The 17,236-nt window shown below is 43.9% G+C and carries 16 protein-coding genes; 3 read left to right on the top strand and 13 right to left on the bottom strand.

Features of this window, described 5'->3' with window-relative positions; translation table 11 throughout:
* Positions 1-20: 20 nt before the first annotated feature.
* Both sacT and DIC78_RS11900 read right to left on the bottom strand, forming a co-directional pair.
* A complete protein-coding gene (gene sacT / locus DIC78_RS11905; protein ID WP_101864325.1) occupies positions 21-851 on the bottom strand; it encodes a sac operon transcriptional antiterminator SacT in 831 nt (276 codons plus the stop codon).
* A gap of 41 nt (positions 852-892) precedes the next feature.
* Positions 893-1,195, bottom strand: coding sequence for a hypothetical protein (locus tag DIC78_RS11900; RefSeq protein ID WP_010332348.1), 303 nt, complete (start codon positions 1,193-1,195; stop codon positions 893-895).
* A 529-nt stretch (positions 1,196-1,724) separates the two neighbouring features.
* Here DIC78_RS11900 and DIC78_RS11895 point away from each other — a divergent pair.
* On the top strand, positions 1,725-4,145 hold the full coding sequence (locus DIC78_RS11895) for a S8 family peptidase (RefSeq protein WP_127696358.1): 2,421 nt from the start codon (positions 1,725-1,727) through the stop codon (positions 4,143-4,145).
* A gap of 57 nt (positions 4,146-4,202) precedes the next feature.
* Here the strand turns inward: DIC78_RS11895 and DIC78_RS11890 are convergent, their stop codons facing one another.
* The 3 genes from DIC78_RS11890 to DIC78_RS11880 all read right to left on the bottom strand — a co-directional run bounded on the left by DIC78_RS11890 (position 4,203) and on the right by DIC78_RS11880 (position 7,422).
* A complete protein-coding gene (locus tag DIC78_RS11890; protein ID WP_127696357.1) occupies positions 4,203-5,207 on the bottom strand; it encodes an LLM class flavin-dependent oxidoreductase in 1,005 nt (334 codons plus the stop codon).
* Between the two features lie 177 nt (positions 5,208-5,384).
* Positions 5,385-6,134 carry an oxygen-insensitive NADPH nitroreductase gene (nfsA, locus tag DIC78_RS11885; RefSeq protein ID WP_127696356.1) on the bottom strand — a complete coding sequence of 250 codons (750 nt, stop codon included), beginning with the start codon at positions 6,132-6,134 and terminating at the stop codon, positions 5,385-5,387.
* 103 nt (positions 6,135-6,237) lie between these two features.
* Entirely contained in the window at positions 6,238-7,422 is a 1,185-nt protein-coding gene (locus DIC78_RS11880; RefSeq protein ID WP_059292274.1) for an FtsW/RodA/SpoVE family cell cycle protein, read from the bottom strand.
* Positions 7,423-7,953: 531 nt separating this feature from the next.
* Here DIC78_RS11880 and ywcE point away from each other — a divergent pair.
* Positions 7,954-8,220, top strand: a complete 267-nt coding sequence (gene ywcE / locus DIC78_RS11875; protein WP_081638379.1) for a spore morphogenesis/germination protein YwcE — start codon at positions 7,954-7,956, stop codon at positions 8,218-8,220.
* A 40-nt stretch (positions 8,221-8,260) separates the two neighbouring features.
* On the opposite strand, the gene qoxD is transcribed toward ywcE, so the two are convergent.
* Genes qoxD through qoxA form a run of 4 tightly spaced genes read right to left on the bottom strand, consistent with a single transcriptional unit; the run spans position 8,261 to position 12,207 of the window.
* A complete protein-coding gene (gene qoxD / locus DIC78_RS11870; protein WP_095712737.1) occupies positions 8,261-8,635 on the bottom strand; it encodes a cytochrome aa3 quinol oxidase subunit IV in 375 nt (124 codons plus the stop codon).
* Between the two features lies 1 nt (position 8,636).
* Complete coding sequence (gene qoxC, locus DIC78_RS11865; protein WP_003236031.1) at positions 8,637-9,251, bottom strand: cytochrome aa3 quinol oxidase subunit III; 615 nt, start codon at positions 9,249-9,251, stop codon at positions 8,637-8,639.
* Between the two features lie 13 nt (positions 9,252-9,264).
* Positions 9,265-11,214 carry a cytochrome aa3 quinol oxidase subunit I gene (gene qoxB, locus DIC78_RS11860; protein ID WP_010332354.1) on the bottom strand — a complete coding sequence of 650 codons (1,950 nt, stop codon included), beginning with the start codon at positions 11,212-11,214 and terminating at the stop codon, positions 9,265-9,267.
* 27 nt (positions 11,215-11,241) lie between these two features.
* Complete coding sequence (gene qoxA, locus DIC78_RS11855; RefSeq protein ID WP_081638380.1) at positions 11,242-12,207, bottom strand: cytochrome aa3 quinol oxidase subunit II; 966 nt, start codon at positions 12,205-12,207, stop codon at positions 11,242-11,244.
* Between the two features lie 517 nt (positions 12,208-12,724).
* Between qoxA and DIC78_RS11850 the strand changes: the two genes are divergently transcribed.
* Positions 12,725-12,970, top strand: a complete 246-nt coding sequence (locus DIC78_RS11850; protein ID WP_010332356.1) for a GlsB/YeaQ/YmgE family stress response membrane protein — start codon at positions 12,725-12,727, stop codon at positions 12,968-12,970.
* A gap of 62 nt (positions 12,971-13,032) precedes the next feature.
* Here the strand turns inward: DIC78_RS11850 and galT are convergent, their stop codons facing one another.
* From galT to DIC78_RS11830, 4 genes are all read right to left on the bottom strand, one after another.
* Positions 13,033-14,574, bottom strand: a complete 1,542-nt coding sequence (gene galT, locus DIC78_RS11845) for a UDP-glucose--hexose-1-phosphate uridylyltransferase (RefSeq protein ID WP_106019766.1) — start codon at positions 14,572-14,574, stop codon at positions 13,033-13,035.
* A 3-nt stretch (positions 14,575-14,577) separates the two neighbouring features.
* Positions 14,578-15,750, bottom strand: coding sequence for a galactokinase (locus tag DIC78_RS11840; RefSeq protein WP_095712735.1), 1,173 nt, complete (start codon positions 15,748-15,750; stop codon positions 14,578-14,580).
* Positions 15,751-15,832: 82 nt separating this feature from the next.
* Positions 15,833-16,216: a GtrA family protein gene (locus DIC78_RS11835; protein WP_024123295.1), complete on the bottom strand. Its 384-nt coding sequence runs from the start codon at positions 16,214-16,216 to the stop codon at positions 15,833-15,835.
* Between the two features lie 17 nt (positions 16,217-16,233).
* The gene (locus tag DIC78_RS11830; RefSeq protein WP_095712734.1) at positions 16,234-16,905 is read right to left on the bottom strand and encodes a TetR/AcrR family transcriptional regulator; all 672 of its coding nucleotides are present in this window, start codon (positions 16,903-16,905) and stop codon (positions 16,234-16,236) included.
* Between the last annotated feature and the right edge of the window lie 331 nt (positions 16,906-17,236).

The following is a 17,236-nucleotide window of genomic DNA, read 5'->3' as shown; positions in this document are numbered from 1 at the left end:
CTCCCTGCAAGTCAAAGCGGTTATTCCGAGAGATCTTGAAGACGCTGGACATGCAGCGTGATATAGCCGGCCTCGGACTCCGGCAAATGTAATTGATATTCATTTTTCAGAAACTCCGCCAGCTCCAGCGCACATTGATAGGCAAATGAATACTTTTTTTGGATGAAATAAAGCATCTCTTCGTCCATGGCATGAAACGCTTCATTTGATTCCAACCGGCTGACCGCGTATCGCAAATGCGTGACAAGGCGTTGATAGGAAATGCTGTTTTCATCCACCTTTCGATTAAAGTAGTTTTCTATTTTCTCTATCATTTCTTTTATCATCGTCGTATGCTTCAGCGCTGAATACATACTCTCTGCATCCATCTTTGCCGTATGGATGTGAAGGGCAATATAACCCGCTTCATCTTCAGGCAGAGACACGCCCAATGTCTCTTTTACATGTCCGATCGCCCACAGGCCGATCTCGTATTCTTTTTTATAGAGCGCCTTTATCTCATGCAATAATTTATTTTGCACAAGCAGCCCATTTTGAATCCTTTCGATCGCAAAGGACAAATGGTCAGAAAGCGCGATATGAACATGGTCGCTCAGCGGCGCCGCGAGCTCCCCTTCCGCATAGCTGATGATATCCTCAGCTATGTCAATATGCTCCTCAGGCAGTGTTTGCAGGATTTGTTTAAATTTTTCATTCTCGTCGTGCACGACAAAAATCTTTTCTACTTTATTCATAGGGATGAGATCATTTTTCTTTTTTTGAAAAGCGATGCCCGGACCCATGACGATTTTTTCCTGATCATCCTCTTTGATTAAAGCCGCATTGTTGTTTAATACCTTATAGATTTTCAAGAGGCTCTCTCTCCCGCCAATTAGCTTTTATGACTGGGATTTTACCTCCTTTTGACCGCCATGTAAAGATGCGGGCCGGCCCTCTCCTGCTTTGGCGATTCCTTGAAGGCTTGCAGACATCTTCTTTTATAGAGAGCGGCGGCTTTCGCTTTCTGTTTTTCTTCGTCATTCACAGCCATCCGCCATTCATAAAACGAAACCAGTCCTGCGGCTTGCACCGCCGCTTTTCTTTGATATGTACGCTGAGCCGAATAAATAGCGGCAGCCGCATGTTTTCGGTCCGGCGCCACCCAGTTCATCAAAAAGACCATCCACACCCGTAAAGATACAAGCAAACGTTTCATAGAAAAACATCCCTCCGCTTCTTTTTGGCAGGCAGCCTTTTTAGCAGCCCGTTTTTTCAGCCGCAGCTCACAGGAAAAGACGGCCGATTTCTTTTCTCGCAAACTAGCAGCTCTAGCAAAACTCATGACTCTATGATAGACCGTGGAAAGAGAATTCTTTGTCACAATATGAGTGAAAAAACAAACTAGTTTTAAGAAGTTTTGTTGAAAGCTGAAAGAAATGAAATGAAAATTGGAGAACCGCTTTAAAAAGTTTATACACAAGTTATCCCAAAGATAAGAACAACTTAATCACAAGAGATATCCACATGTCCACAAACCCCATCTATATTTTGTATAAGAACATATATTCCCAACTATATATATACACAGCTTTATTCACTTATACACAGGGTTCTGTGTATAACTCCTTCCTTATACACAATCAAAATCCAATAAATGGTCCAAATGACACAAGGATTTTTTTGAATTTTCAAGAAATATATACTAGATATTTAACACTTTTTCTAAACACAAAGGGGGAAACACATTGAAAAACGGGATTATTCGTTTTCTGCTTCTAGGTTTGGTTTTATTCTTTACGTTATCCACAGGCATTACAGGTGTACAGGCAGCACCGGTTTCTTCAAAAGGATCGGCGGATCTGGAAAAGGCCGAGGTATTCGGTGATATTGACATGACAACAAGAAAACAAACAACGGTGATTGTGGAATTAAAAGAAAAATCCTTAGCAGAGGCGAAAGAAGCGGGAGTAAACCAAACGAAAAGCAAGCTCAAAAACGCCCGCTCAAAAGCAAAAAATAAAGCCGTGAAAGCGGTGAAAAACGGAAAAGTAAAACGAGAATATGAGCAGGTATTCTCCGGATTTTCTATGAAGCTTCCAGCTAATGAAATTCCAAAACTTCTAGCAGTAGATGACGTTAAAGCTGTGTACCCGAACGTCACTTACAAAACAGACAATATCAAGGAGAAAGACATCACCATCTCCGAGGACGCTGTCTCTCCGCAAATGGATGACAGCGCGCCATATATCGGAGCAAATGATGCATGGGATTTAGGCTACACAGGGAAAGGCGTCAAAGTGGCTGTTATTGATACAGGGGTTGAGTACAATCACCCTGATCTGAAGAAAAACTTCGGACAATATAAAGGATACGATTTTGTAGACAATGATTACGATCCGAAAGAAACACCGACAGGCGATCCAAGAGGCGGAGCCACTGACCATGGAACACACGTGGCCGGAACTGTCGCTGCAAACGGTACGATTAAAGGCGTAGCGCCTGATGCAACACTTCTCGCTTACCGCGTTCTCGGACCGGGAGGAAGCGGCACAACAGAAAACGTCATCGCCGGTGTAGAACGTGCAGTTCAGGACGGAGCAGATGTGATGAACCTGTCTCTCGGAAACTCGTTAAACAACCCGGATTGGGCGACGAGCACAGCGCTTGACTGGGCCATGTCAGAAGGCGTTGTCGCCGTTACATCAAATGGCAACAGCGGACCAAACGGCTGGACAGTCGGATCGCCAGGCACATCCAGAGAAGCGATTTCTGTCGGCGCAACGCAGCTTCCTCTCAATGAATACGCCGTCTCATTCGGCTCTTACTCTTCAGCAAAAGTCATGGGCTATGACAAAGAAGAGGACGTCAAGGCGCTTCACAATAAAGAGGTTGAGCTTGTCGACGCTGGCCTCGGCGAAGAAAAGGACTTTGAAGGAAAAGATCTGAAAGGCAAAGTGGCACTCGTCAAACGGGGCAGCATTGCTTTTGTAGATAAAGCAGATAACGCAAAAAAAGCAGGCGCCATCGGCATGGTTGTGTATAACAACCTGTCCGGAGAAGTTGAAGCCAATGTGCCAGGCATGTCAGTACCAACGATTAAGCTTTCATTAGAAGACGGCGAAAAACTCATCAGCGCCATGAAAGCAGGCGAGACAAAAGCAACATTCAAGTTGACGGTCTCAAAAGCGCTCGGTGAACAGGTTGCCGATTTCTCATCCCGCGGCCCTGTGATGGACACGTGGATGATTAAGCCGGATATTTCCGCGCCAGGCGTCAATATCGTAAGCACCATTCCGACACATGATCCTGACAATCCATATGGCTACGGGTCAAAACAAGGAACAAGCATGGCATCACCTCATATTGCCGGAGCGGTTGCCGTTATCAAACAAGCTAAACCGAAATGGAGCGTTGAACAGATCAAGGCTGCCATCATGAATACCGCCGTCACATTAAAGGATGGCGACGGAGAAGTATATCCGCATAACGCTCAAGGCGCAGGCAGCGCAAGAATTATGAACGCGATCAAAGCCGACTCGTTCGTCACACCGGGAAGCTACTCGTACGGCACATTTTTGAAAGAACAAGGAACCGAAACGAAAAAAGAAACCTTTACAATTGAAAATCAATCTTCTATTAGAAAATCATACACGCTAGAATACTCATTTAACGGAAGCGGCATTTCCACATCCGGCACAAGCCGTGTTGTGATTCCGGCTCATAAAACCGGAAAAGCCACTGCAAAAGTAAAGGTCGACACAAAGAAAACAAAAGCAGGCACCTATGAAGGAACAGTCATCGTTAGAGAAGGCGGAAAAACCGTCGCCAAGGTTCCTACATTGCTGATCGTAAAAGAGCCGGATTATCCGAGGGTAACGTCTGTCTCAGTTAATGAGGGCTCTGAACAAGGCACCTATGAAATTGAAACCTACCTTCCTGCGGGAGCGGAAGAGCTAGCATTTCTCGTCTATGACAGCAACCTTGACTTTGCAGGCCAAGCAGGTATTTATAAACATCAAGATAAAGGCTATCAGTACTTCGACTGGGACGGCACGATCAATGGGGGCACAAAGCTCCCAGCCGGTGAATATTATATGCTCGCCTATGCAGCCAACAAAGGAAAATCAAGCCAAGTTCTGACCGAAGAGCCGTTTACTGTTGAATAAAAAGCAGCCCTGCCGAGAAACATCGGCGGGGCTTTTTTCATACAGGCTTTAGCGGCTTCATGCCTCAGCAAACGCCTCCTGTAAAAGGCGATAAGAATGAAGTTTATCCTCAAATCGGTTCGTAATGGTCACCGCCATGATTTCCTCTGTACCATAAGCCTTACTCAAGGACATCAGCTGTTCCTTGACCTGTTTTTTCGTACCGACAATCATTCGGTTTCTGTTATCAGCAATTCGTCTTTGTTCATAAGGAGAGTACGTATTTTGCCGGACAGCTTCATAATCAGGAACGCCTTCTAAAGGTATGCCCTGCTCACCCGCCAAGAGAGTAAAATCAAGCACTGCCCCCAGCTGCTCCGCTTTCTCTTCTGTATCCGCACATAGAACAAAAACAGCAACTGCCGCCCGAGGTGTTTCTCCTAACACAGACGGCTTAAATCGTCTCATATATTGTCTGACCGTATCCTCCCCGCCCTCGCCATTGATAAAATGGGCAAACATATAGCCGGCACCCGATTCAGCGGCGAGCAGCGCGCTTTCTCCAGATGAACCGAGCAGCCACACATCAGGCGCAGTTGAAATATGCGGCGCAGCCGTTAAATTAGGAAACCGGTGACTGTCATCCGCCAAATCATGCAAATACATCGTCAGCTCCTTGATTTGCTGCGGGTACTGATCGGCATTGCGTTTCCCGCCGTCATTCAGCGCCCAAGATGCAATCGGCATTCCTCCCGGCGCTCTGCCTAGGCCGAGATCAATTCTTCCCGGAGTCAAACCTTCCAGCACACGAAAATTCTCCGCTACTTTATAGGCACTGTAGTGCGGCAGCATGACACCTCCTGATCCCACCCTGATCCGGTTCGTTTTCGCCGCAATGTGGCTGATCAGCACCTCTGGACTGGACCCTGCCAGACGCTTTGAAAAGTGATGCTCTGAAACCCAAAATCTCTTATACCCAAGATCCTCAGCCGCCTGGGCAAGCTCAACAGTTTCCCGTAATGCCGTTTCTGCAGAGCTTCCCTCGGACACCGGAGATTGATCTAATATACTTAATGATAACATCCCTACCACCTCGTCCTCATCGTATCACTGATCCATTATTTTTTCTTCTAAGCCGCTCACACTGTTCATCAGTGTCCCCCGATCAATCGTCATTTATTTGGTCATCTTGTCTCTATTTGTCGGAATATGTTACACGTGAAACATAAAAACCTCTCCGCCAGCGGAGAGGTTTCACATTTAGTTCTTATTAAAGCCTTTTTCTTTCACATATTCATTTAAGTACGTACGCGGTTTCTGCTTCATAAAGTTCAGAATTTGATCAGACCACGTTTCCACTCGCTGACCGTTTGTTCTTTCTCTATAATAATCAGAAATGGTTTTGTCATATGCACTCATATGTTTACGAAAATCCTCTTCATTCACGTTATAGGTATTTTCATGATATACAGCCTGCTTCGGCAATCTCGGTTTTTTACCGGATAGGTTGGCAGGATGTCCTACAGCCAGGCCAAAAAGCGGGAGCACATGGTCAGGCGTTTGCAGCACCTCTGTCACCTTGTCCAGTTCATTCCGAATGCCTCCGATATAACATATGCCAAGCCCCATTGATTCTGCGGCGATGCTCATATTTTGAGCCGCAAGCGCAGCATCAATTAAACTGACCATAAACATTTCCGTATTTTCCAGCAGCTCAGAAATATGTTCGCCTTTTTCTTCAGCCAGTTTTTGATGTCGGTACAAGTCCGCACAAAAAACAAAAAAGTGCCCGTTATTTTCTACATAAGGCTGATTCCCCGCAAGCACAGACAGTTCACGCTTTTTCTCCGGATTGGAAACACCGATAATCGAATAAGCCTGCACATAGCTGGACGTAGGCGCAGCCTGCGCGCTTTTCACTAATGTATCAATTTCCTCAGCTGTCAGAAGCTGATCAGTAAAAGATCGGATCGACCGATGGTTTAAAATGGTTTCAATTGTGTTGTTCATCACAAGGACCTCCTTATCTGTTTATCATATCCCAAAAAAAGTGAAGTCAAAAGTGAAATGCTCTGAAACAAAAAAAGACAGCCCTTTAGAGGCTGTCTGCATTTTATGAATTAAACAAATAACTTCTGTATCTCGTCAACTGAACACTCGCATTATACACAATACCGAAACCGATTAACGTGGCAAGCGTCGAGCTACCCCCATAGCTGACAAACAGCAGCGGAATCCCGGTAACAGGCATAATACCGATATTCATCCCGATATTCTGGAATGTGTGGATAACAATTAACGCCGTATAACCTACGCAAAAGAAAGAAGCAAAACGGTTGAATGGATGGATCTTGTCAATCAAAACAACAAGTCTATAGATTAAGAAGAAGAACATGATAACAACAATGGCACAGCCTAAAAATCCGAAGCTTTCTCCTAAAATAGCAAAAATAAAGTCAGTTTGTCCCTCTGGTACGTAAACCTTCAAGTTATGAACACCATTTCCGATAATACCGCCTGAGCCGATAGCCATGACGGCCTGATCAACCTGCCAGCCGCTATTTGCATCTTCCTGAGTTGTTCCATTTGAATCAGAAACCCAAGATGTAACCCTGTTAATTTGATACTCTTGAATACCCACTGACTTAGCGACATCTGGAAAATTAATCATGACTAACAACGCAAGAGAAATAAGTAAGATACCTGAACCGCCAATGATCGCGATTAGCTTCCAGTTTACTCCTGACATAAAGACCATGACAATCACAATGAACATACAGATCCCAGCTGTACCAGCATCCTGCAGAAGGATAAGTCCGATTGGCACTACTGCAACGCCTGCTATCTTCAACAAAAGATAGACATCATCTCTAAGTGAACGAACTTTTTTAGGATTCGCCTTAGATATAACCGAGGCCACCATCATCATGAGCCCTATCTTCATAAATTCAGAAGGCTGCAACGTAACAGGTCCAAATTGGAACCAGCTCTTTGCACCATTTTTCACAGGGGCGATAGACTCAGGACTAATCCTTAATATCAACAGCAATAAGATTCCAAATATAAACACATATAAACTAAGTTTTTCTAGCTGCTCTAAATCGAAATAAAGTAGTGCTGTTATTGCAACAATGCCCAATACATAATAGACGATTTGTTTCTTCCAAGCACCGTCTCCATACTGCCCAAACTGACCGGCAGCATAAATTGATACTACGCTTATGATAAAAAACACACCTAATATAAAAATCAAATCCCCCTGATAAAAGGGGCTTTGCTGTTTCTTATATCGACTCATTCTATCCCGCCTTACATTTTCATCGGAAAATCACTAATGTTTATTATACATGAACCACGTTCAAGATGACACGTGAAGCTCGTTTCCTTTTTTGTTTTTTGCACGCATTAGCGGCGCTTTTTCAGCTACACGAAATATGACGTATCATAAACCGAAATGTTTCGATTGACACAAAACTTTTCATATGAAAAAAACCCTATTTCTCAAGGGTTATGAATGCAGCCTCTTATTAAATAAGTTGATTTGCTCAAAGATTTATTGAATGTTCCTATCGTACATCAAGTTCCCAGAAAACCAATGCCTAAGTAAACAAACTGTTCCATTCACGGTTTCCATACATTCTCCTAGCGGATTGGCGATAAAAAATAAGGCAATAGTGCCAGACCATTTCTGCAAATACCTGTATCAATTTCTGGAAAACATGGTATAATAATTGTAACAAAATGTTCACAAAACAACCACAAAACAGACACAATTCATTTCCTCTACTTCATTTTTGTAAACGCTGTCACAAAATGAAAGGAGACGGGTATGATGGACATGTTTTTTGCTTATTTATTGGTTGCCAGCGCTACTCCCCTCTTTATTTGGCTCGATAACAAAAAAGTCGCACTCTCTGCTATTCCGCCAATTATTTTAATGTGGGTATTCTTCTTCTTTTACGCAACAGAAAGCCTTTCTCCACTCGGACACACTCTCATGATTATCCTGTTTGCCGTCAACGTCATTGTCGCTCATATCGCAGCTTTTATCATTTATGGCCTTCCTTATCTTCGCAGAAAGCGAAGCAGCAGCTGAAACAGCAAAAAAACCCTCTTCTGACGAAGAGGGTTTTTGCTTATTTGTTGTGGCCTGAGTGCTCTGAGTGTTCAGCGCCTCCAGGAGGATTTCCGTCCATATGGTCACCGTGATGATAGTGGGCCGCGAAAATCCAGATGGATCCAAGCACGATAACGATCGCACCGAAGAATCCGAACAGCGTGTTTCCGACTTGGATACCGCCATTTTCGCTCTCTGTCATGTGCATGAACATGAGAAGCTGGAGCGCCGCCTGAATGAAGGCGAAGCCGAAAATGATCCAAAGTTTTGCTGATGAGCTCAGGTCAGTATACACTGCAACCCATAGAGCCAGCAGGGTCAAAACAATAGACAGTGCAAAACCTACAATGTGCTTCCATGGAAAGTGACTGTGTTCAGCAGATTTGTTTGCCATTTTACAGACCCCCCAATCCCATGAGATAGACACCTGTAAAGATGAAAATCCATACAACATCTAAGAAGTGCCAGTACAAGCTTGAGATAAAGATTTTAGATGAAGTTTGCGGAGTTAAGCCGCGTTTCTTCAACTGAATCAGAATTCCTGTAATCCAGAAAATACCGATTGTTACGTGAGTTCCGTGAGTTCCAAGTAAAACAAAGAATCCAGACCAGAACGCACTTGTACCGAGAGATGCTCCTTCATGTACATAGTGGACAAACTCGTTGATCTCACAACCGACGAAGCCGGCGCCGAGAAGAAGAGTAATAATTGTCCAAATGACTACGCCTTTTAAACTTCCGCGGCGCATTTCATGAACAGCGATCCCGCAGGTAAAGCTGCTGATAAGCAGCAAGAACGTCATAATCATTACCAGATTCACTTCAAACAGTTCGTCCGGTAAGACACCTCCTGCTGTTCTGTTTTGAAGAACGAAGAAGGTTGCAAATAGTGTTGAGAACAACACAATTTCTGCCCCTAAAAAGATCCAAAACCCGAGAATATTAAGTCTGCCGGTTTCAGATTGATATTCCATAGGCGCGTTAGAATTGCCGTGTTCTGCATGTTCCATAACTCACGCCTCCTTATTCGGAAATCTTTCTTTCCGTCTCTTTTATTTCATCAACACTAACGTAGTAGCCATTGTCGTATTCGAATGAACGCAGAACCATGCAGAGCAGGACTCCGATCAATCCGACTACGCCCATCCAGTACCATTCAAAGACAAGTCCAAAGCCGGCGATACCGAAGGCAACAGACATAAAGAACGGTCTGCCTGAGTTGCTTGGCATATGGATTTTCTTGAATTTGCTTTCAGGGTATAATTCAGTTTTTTCTTCTTTCATATGCAGGAATGCATCTTGAGATTTGACTTCAGGAAGCACCGCAAAGTTGTAGTGCGGCGGAATCGCAGATGAAGTCGCCCAATCAAGCGTACGTCCCACACCCCATGAATCTCCGCTGATTTCACGAGTAGAGTAACGGAAGCTGTAGTAGATGTTATAGCAAAGGATTAAGAATCCTACACCCATCATGAAAGCTCCGACTGTTGAGATAAAGTTCAATGTTGTCCAGCCGTCATTCGGTCCGTATGTGTAAATACGGCGAGGCATGCCTTGAAGCCCCAAGAAATATTGCGGGAAGAAACAAATATTGAACCCGATCATAAAGATCCAGAAGAACCATTTTCCGATTTTTTCGTTCAGTTTGTGGCCGAACATTTTTGGATACCAGAAAATAAATCCTGCGAAACAAGCAAATACAGTACCCGCGATCAGCACGTAGTGGAAGTGAGATACCAGGAAGTACGTATTATGGTATTGATAATCCGCTGCTGCCATCGCAAGCATAACCCCTGTAACCCCGCCGATAACGAAGTTAGGAATGAACGCAAGCGCCCACAGCATAGGCGTTGTAAAGCTGATTCGGCCTTTATACATTGTAAAGAGCCAGTTAAAGATTTTAACCCCGGTCGGAATCGAGATTGCCATTGTCGTAATTGAGAAGAATGAGTTAACGGACGCACTGTTCCCCATTGTGAAGAAGTGGTGAGTCCAAACTAAGAAACTCAATACGGAGATGGCGATAATAGAACCGACCATCGCTTTGTAACCAAACAATTGTTTTCTTGCAAAGCTTGAGATAATTTCTGAGAAAATACCGAACGCCGGAAGAATAACGATATATACTTCAGGATGTCCCCAAATCCAGAACAGGTTGGCCCAAAGCATCGGCATACCGCCTGCTTCCAGTGTGAAAAAGTGAGCGCCGAACAAACGATCAAATGATAATAGTGCTAAAGCTACTGTAAGCACAGGGAAAGCAAACACGATAATAACCATTGTGATCAGTGTTGTCCACGTGAACATTGGCATACGCATCAGTGTCATGCCTTTTGTTCTCATTTTTAAGATTGTGACCATAAAGTTGATCCCTGTCATCAGGGTACCGATACCGGCAATCTGAAGTCCGAGGAGGTAGTAGTTCTCACCCGGCCCAGGGCTCATGTCGTTACTTGCAAGCGGCATATAACTTGTCCAGCCTGCGTTCGGAGAACCTCCGATAACGAAAGAAATATTGAAAAGCATAGCCCCTACGAAGAACGTCCAGAAGCTCAGGTTGTTCAAGTAAGGAAATGCAACGTCGCGAGCACCGATTTGAAGAGGTACAACAACGTTAATAAGACCGATTAAAAACGGCATCGCCATGAAGATAATCATGATCGTACCGTGAGTCGTAAAAATTTCATTATAGTGGTTTGAGTCTAAAAAACTGTTATTCGGAAGCGCTAGCTGGGCACGCATCATCAAACCGTCGACACCGCCGCGGAATAACATAATTACAGCAGAGATAATATACATGATTCCGAGTTTTTTGTGGTCAACAGTTGTTATCCATTCAGACCAGAGCCATTTCCATTTCTTGAAGTAGGTAAGTACAACAATGATGGCGATGGTAGATAGTGCAATGGAAACTTGTGCGCCCAGAATTAATGGGTCACCTGTTACAAAAAATTCATCCCATTTAAATTTCATGCGGGCTTCCTCCTTTCCTGATCAATATCATTCTTCTGTATCATCAGACTTCTTAAATTCATTTTCCTTTACGTTTTCAAACGGATCTGTTTTAGAGTGCGGTGAAACGGCTTGATAGCCAAGGCGTTTGCGGGCCTCCATCGCGTATTCTGCGTCTTGTCCGTGATCAACGTATTTTAAGTGAGTAGAAGAGAACGTTAATTCGTCCACATTTTCAGGAAGCATCAATTGATCATACTTCTCTTTTGTCAGCTTAGGAGCCTCATTTTGAGTCTTTTTCACCCAGCTGTTAAAGTCTTTTTCTGTTACAGCATTCACATCAAACTCTTGGTCGGCAAAATGTTCACCTGTGAAGTTCGCGTTGCGGCCCTCATAAGTTCCCACTTCATCAGCCTGTAAGTATTGATCCATCAGCATTCCTGCCATCGCGTATTTTTGTCCTCCAAGCTGAGGAATCCATAGCGATGCCATTGAATCTGCAGATGAGATTTTAAACAAGATCGGGCGGTCGACAGGAATGTTTAAGTAGTTGACCGTTTCAATATCCTGTTCAGGGTAGCTGAATACCCATTTCCAGTCTACCGAAGTAGCGTAAACAACAAGAGGCTCTTTATCCTTTGTTGCTTCAGGAGCTTTTTCTAACGAATATATCGTCTGTACGGTTGGCACAGAAAGTGCGATGACGATTAAAATTGGGATCACTGTCCAGACTACTTCTAAGAACGTGTTACCGTGAATTTCTGGGTTATAAGATCCATTATCTTTGCCTTTACGGTCGCGGTATTTTACTAAAATAATGGTAAATAGAACAAAGACGACCCCGACAATAAACAGCATAAATCCGATAGATAACAGGATTAAATCACTTTGCTGATCAGCCACAGGCCCTTTCGGATCTAGTACTGAGGCATTGCTGCATCCCCCAAGGACGAAAACCACAGTTAACAGCGCTAATACAAGTAACGGTTTTATTGCTCTGAACAAGAAGATCACCATCCTTCCTATTGATGTAATAAATCTGAAGTGCATACTTCCTCAAAATCTTTTCTCTACTTTGTTATGCTATCAAAAACTTCACTTATTAGCTTTATTTTTTTATAAACTTCAGCCCATTTTCGCTTAAATGTCATAAAATCGACAAAAATTGCTCCAACTTTATTCATATCTATCGCTTAAGATGAAAAGTTTCTAGTTATTTCCGCATATAAGTAAAGAAAGATGATGAAGAACTAATTCTACTGACAAATAAAGGTTTACCACAATAAAAAACCAAGGTCAATCAAAAATTTCATTTTGTTAAACTTTCTACAAGGGAATTAATTTTTCCTTGCCTAGCATCTTTTCACACGATTACCATTTTAACGCAACCAATATTGAAAGAAAAGGCTGAATAGAGCGGCGATATGCTCTGAACTGATCCCGCTTTTTTATTAGCACATTCAATTGTTTATCTTATACAAAAAGGAGGAATGATATAAGCAAATAAATTTAAAATAGGATGTGTTGCATGATGAGTTTCATAATTTCACTTATCGTCGCTATTATTATCGGATGGGTTGGCAGCCTGTTTGTAAAAGGAGATATGCCCGGAGGAATTATCGGGTCGATGATCGCAGGTCTTATCGGTGCCTGGATCGGCCACGGGCTGCTTGGAACATGGGGACCGCACCTTGCCGGATTTGCCATTATCCCGGCGATTATCGGTTCAGCCATTGTTGTATTTCTAGTAAGCCTCTTAGCAAGAAAAAGAGGATAAGAGCGACAGAGCCCAAAGCGTCACGTTTTGGGCTCTTTTTTCAATAGTAAAAAGCCTCTCCCTTAACGGTTGAGGCTTTTTACTTGTTTGACGCCTAAACAATGGATAAACCTGTTGAAGGCCTGTTTTCCTTCGGGTGTCTGTTTAAATACGCCGGCATGTTCAAGAATGCGTGCGAATACATGGCCAAGCTCTTCTTTTATAACCTGTTCCGCATTCCCTTTTGTTATGGTTCTTCTTTCCATCAGACGAAGAGCCCAATCCTTATGTTTAGCCGTCAGCTCATTTTCTTCTAATGCTGTTTTCGGATCAGCAGAGCACAGGGACGCTGCCGTTGCTTTCATTTCTTCCTGTAAACGGCCCGGCAAAATCGCTAAGCCCATAACCTCAATCAGGCCGATATTTTCTTTTTTAATATGATGAACCTCCTGATGAGGATGGAAGATTCCTAATGGATGCTCCTCATCCGTCCGATTGTTTCTCAGCACGATGTCGAGTTCATATGAGCCTCCCCTGCGTCTTGCAATCGGTGTGACCGTATTATGTGGCGTATCACCTGTGAAGGCGGCTATGCCGGCTTTTTCATCTGAATATTGCTGCCATGCACGGAATATATGGTCCGCTGCGTCAGCGACAATATGCGGATCGTCTCCCTGAAGCCTGAGCACAGACATCGGCCATTTCACTAAGCCCAGTGACACGCCGGGATAACTGTTTAATTCATATCTGTCCGTCATTTCGGCACGCGCCATCGGAAAATCGTGCGCCCCGCCTTGAAAATGGTCGTGGCTTAGAATGCTGCCTCCGACAATCGGCAGGTCTGCGTTTGATCCAATAAAATAATGCGGATATTGCCCGAGGAATGAAAGCAGTCTTTCAAACGTCTTTTTGCTGATCTCCATCGGTTCATGCTCACCCTTTAAAACGATGCAATGCTCCGGATAATACACGTATGGAGAGAACTGCAAATACCATTGCTCGTCTCTGAGAATAACAGGAATAATTCTGTGATTCTGCCGGGCCGGATGGTTCACACTTCCCTCAAAGCCGACATTTTCCTTACAAAGCACACACGGCGGATAATTCGTCTGCGTCTGTTCTTTGGCAGCCGCAATCGCCTTCGGGTCCTTTTCGGGCTTTGACAGGTTAATTGTCATTTCCAGCTCGCCATATTCGGTCGGCACCGTCCAATGAACGTTTTTGGCGATTCTGTCAGACCTGATATAATAGACATCCTCTGCATACTGATAAAACTCTTTTGTCGCCTGTTTCGGTCCGTATAACGCCTTTGTCTCTTCAAACTTGCGGATGACCTCAGACGGAGGCGGGACAAAACAGCCCATCAGCTTTGCACTGAGCAAATCTCGATAGGTGTCTGTATTTGCTTCTATACGGCCGGTTTCTGCCGCCCACTTGTAAATGGGAGAAAGCAAGTCAGGAAGACGCTGGCTCTGCTTAATGAGTGTGCTTGAGACCGGCTGGGGATGTTTGATGTCCAGCGCTTCATAAAGTCGGTTTCTCGTGTATTCCTGATCCCAAATCGATATCAGTTTTCGTTCCAGCCCATACTCGATCAGCTGTTCCAGATGTTCAAAAATGCTCATGTGTCACTCCCCCTTTAGTTCTCTCGCTCCTTCACCAATATCAGCGACATAAAAATCCGCTTTGAGTCCTGTTTTTTCTTGATATTTGTCTCCAACCTTTTGGATAAAGTCATCAACAAAATCATCCTTTACAATACTGATCGTGCAGCCGCCGAAACCCGCTCCCGTCATTCTTGAGCCGATCACTCCTTCTTGCTCCCACGCTGCAAATACGAGCTCATCGAGTTCCGGGCATGTCACCTCGTAATCATCCTTCAATGAAAGGTGGGATTCCTTCATTAACCGCCCGATTTCCTGAATATTGTTTTCTTTAAACATGTCGGCGGTCTTGATGGCGCGGTGGTTTTCATATACGGCGTGCTTTGCGCGGCGTCTGTTCGTTTCATTTTGGATCAGGCCAGAGTGGGCGTCGAAGTCAGAAGGCTTGATGTCGCCAAGTGATGTAATGTCGAGCTCCTTTTGCAGATCCAGCAACGCGTCACTGCACTCTTGGCGTCTCGCATTATAGCTTGAGTCCGCCAATGTCCTTTTTTTGTTCGTGTTCGCAATAACCAGCGCAAGCCCGGAGACATCGAGTTTGCTATATTCATAGTCCAGCGTATCGCAGTTCAGAAGCATCGCATGATGTTCTTTCCCCATTCCGATTGCGAATTGATCCATAATTCCGCAATTGACACCGATAAATGTGTTTTCCGCATGCTGCGCCATTTTGACAAGCTCCAGCGCATCGAGTTGAGGATGAAAATAGCTTTGGAGCACGACCGCCATCAGCAGCTCAATGGAAGCGGAAGATGAAAGCCCTGCCCCGTTTGGAATATTCCCTGAAAACACGATGTCAAAGCCATGCGGAATCGAATAACCCCTTTGCTGAAATTCATATATGACGCCTTTCGGATAATTGGCCCAGTCATCTTCTTTTTGATAACGGATGCCGTCAAGATTGCATTCCTTTATGCCGGCTTCCTGAAAGTTGTCCGAATACAATCTGACCAGCCCGTCTTTTCTTTCTGCAACAGCAGCATATGTACCCATGGTCAGCGCGCACGGAAACACGTGCCCGCCGTTATAATCCGTATGTTCTCCAATCAGATTCACTCTTCCCGGTGCGAAAAAAAACCGTAATCCCTCTTTCTCTCCGAATACACTTGCAAATATCCCCTTCAATTCTTCCCGCATGTGCATCACCTTTCATGGTTTTTATTTTTTGTTTCCCGGCCTTTCTGTAACGAAAACGGAAGATCATATGCTGCCGCCCTTGTCATACCCCTTCTTCTTTTGTCTTTTTAAAGACGAGCCATTTGCTTGCGACATAGTTGACGACAACAATCACCGCATTGTCGAGTATTTTGGCCAGCGTTTCATTTGTATGGAACTGTCCGACAAGGATGATCATCATGCCAAGGTCTATGCCGAGAGACAGCACCCGAACGCTGAAAAAGGCAGTGAGCTCTTTCAGCAGGCTTTGCAGGTCATCTGTCTTCTGCTGAAACACATATACTTTATTTGTGATGTAAGCAAACAGAACAGACAAAATCCAAGCGGCTACTGTAGCAGCTTTATAATCCACATTCATGATCTCTACCAATATATAAAAGCTGGCGATATTCACGATTGTCGTGAAAACCCCCATAATGATATACATAATCATTTCTCTATACTTCACTGATGTTCCTCGCTTTCTGAAAAACTTTTCAAATTTCTTAGCTTTGCGTATTCGCGGTTAAAAGTAACAAAAACGGAAAGCGCGTCAAAAAAGCTGCGGAATGTGGCCGGATGGCCCAATACACGCGATTGTTTGATGATTCCGTCAAGCACCGCACATATTATTTTAGCCGTATATACAGGATCAATACTGTCGTCAACCAGCTTTCTCTCCTTCAGCCAATGAATATATGAAGTATTTTCTTCCACCCACAATTCGTATAGCCCTACATAAGCCTTGCATTTTTGGACAGCTTTAAAGGTCGGCATATTCATTGCAAACGAGGTGATGTCCCATGATGGTTTATTTTTGTAGTAAGAAAACAGCAGCTCTGCGGCATGTTTTGCAGCCTCATGCAGCGTCAGCGGTTTCGCAGATGTCCGCTCGATTTCATCCAGGTAGCCGATGATAATCTGTTTTTTCATTTGATGATTTTCGAAGATATGCTGCAGGAAGTCTTCCATGTTGTCAAAATGAACATAAAATGCGCCTTTACTGTACCCGGCAGCTCTGCTGATTTCTTCCACAGACACAGGGTCATACGCTCGGTCAATCAATAGATTCAAGCCAGCCTCTATAAATTTTTCAAATGTTTGCTCTCTTTTAATTTGAAATTTGTTTTTTTTCATATTTTTCTCCAGCCGGTATGATTACCCTTATCTTACACCGGATCAATCTTTTGCGGTATTTATTTCTTTCCAGAGGTATGCTATTCGGTTGTTAAGGGGTCATATTTAATAGGCAATAGGATTTATTTTCATTTACATACTATCCAGTCAGTATTTAATTGTTTATTATTATAAATAAGGTCCATTGGTTATATTAGTCATTTTTTTAGGGAATAGGTAGGTGATTTTTCCTTCAGTTTGTGAACACCGAGCAACTATGTGTGAAATTTGTTGTACTCGCCTCATCATCGCACCGGCTTGCCTTTTATTGCCAGGATGTTGCAGGAAAACA

Source organism: Bacillus halotolerans (assembly GCF_004006435.1).
Taxonomy (GTDB): domain Bacteria; phylum Bacillota; class Bacilli; order Bacillales; family Bacillaceae; genus Bacillus; species Bacillus halotolerans.
This window is presented reverse-complemented; position numbering and strand designations above follow the sequence as displayed.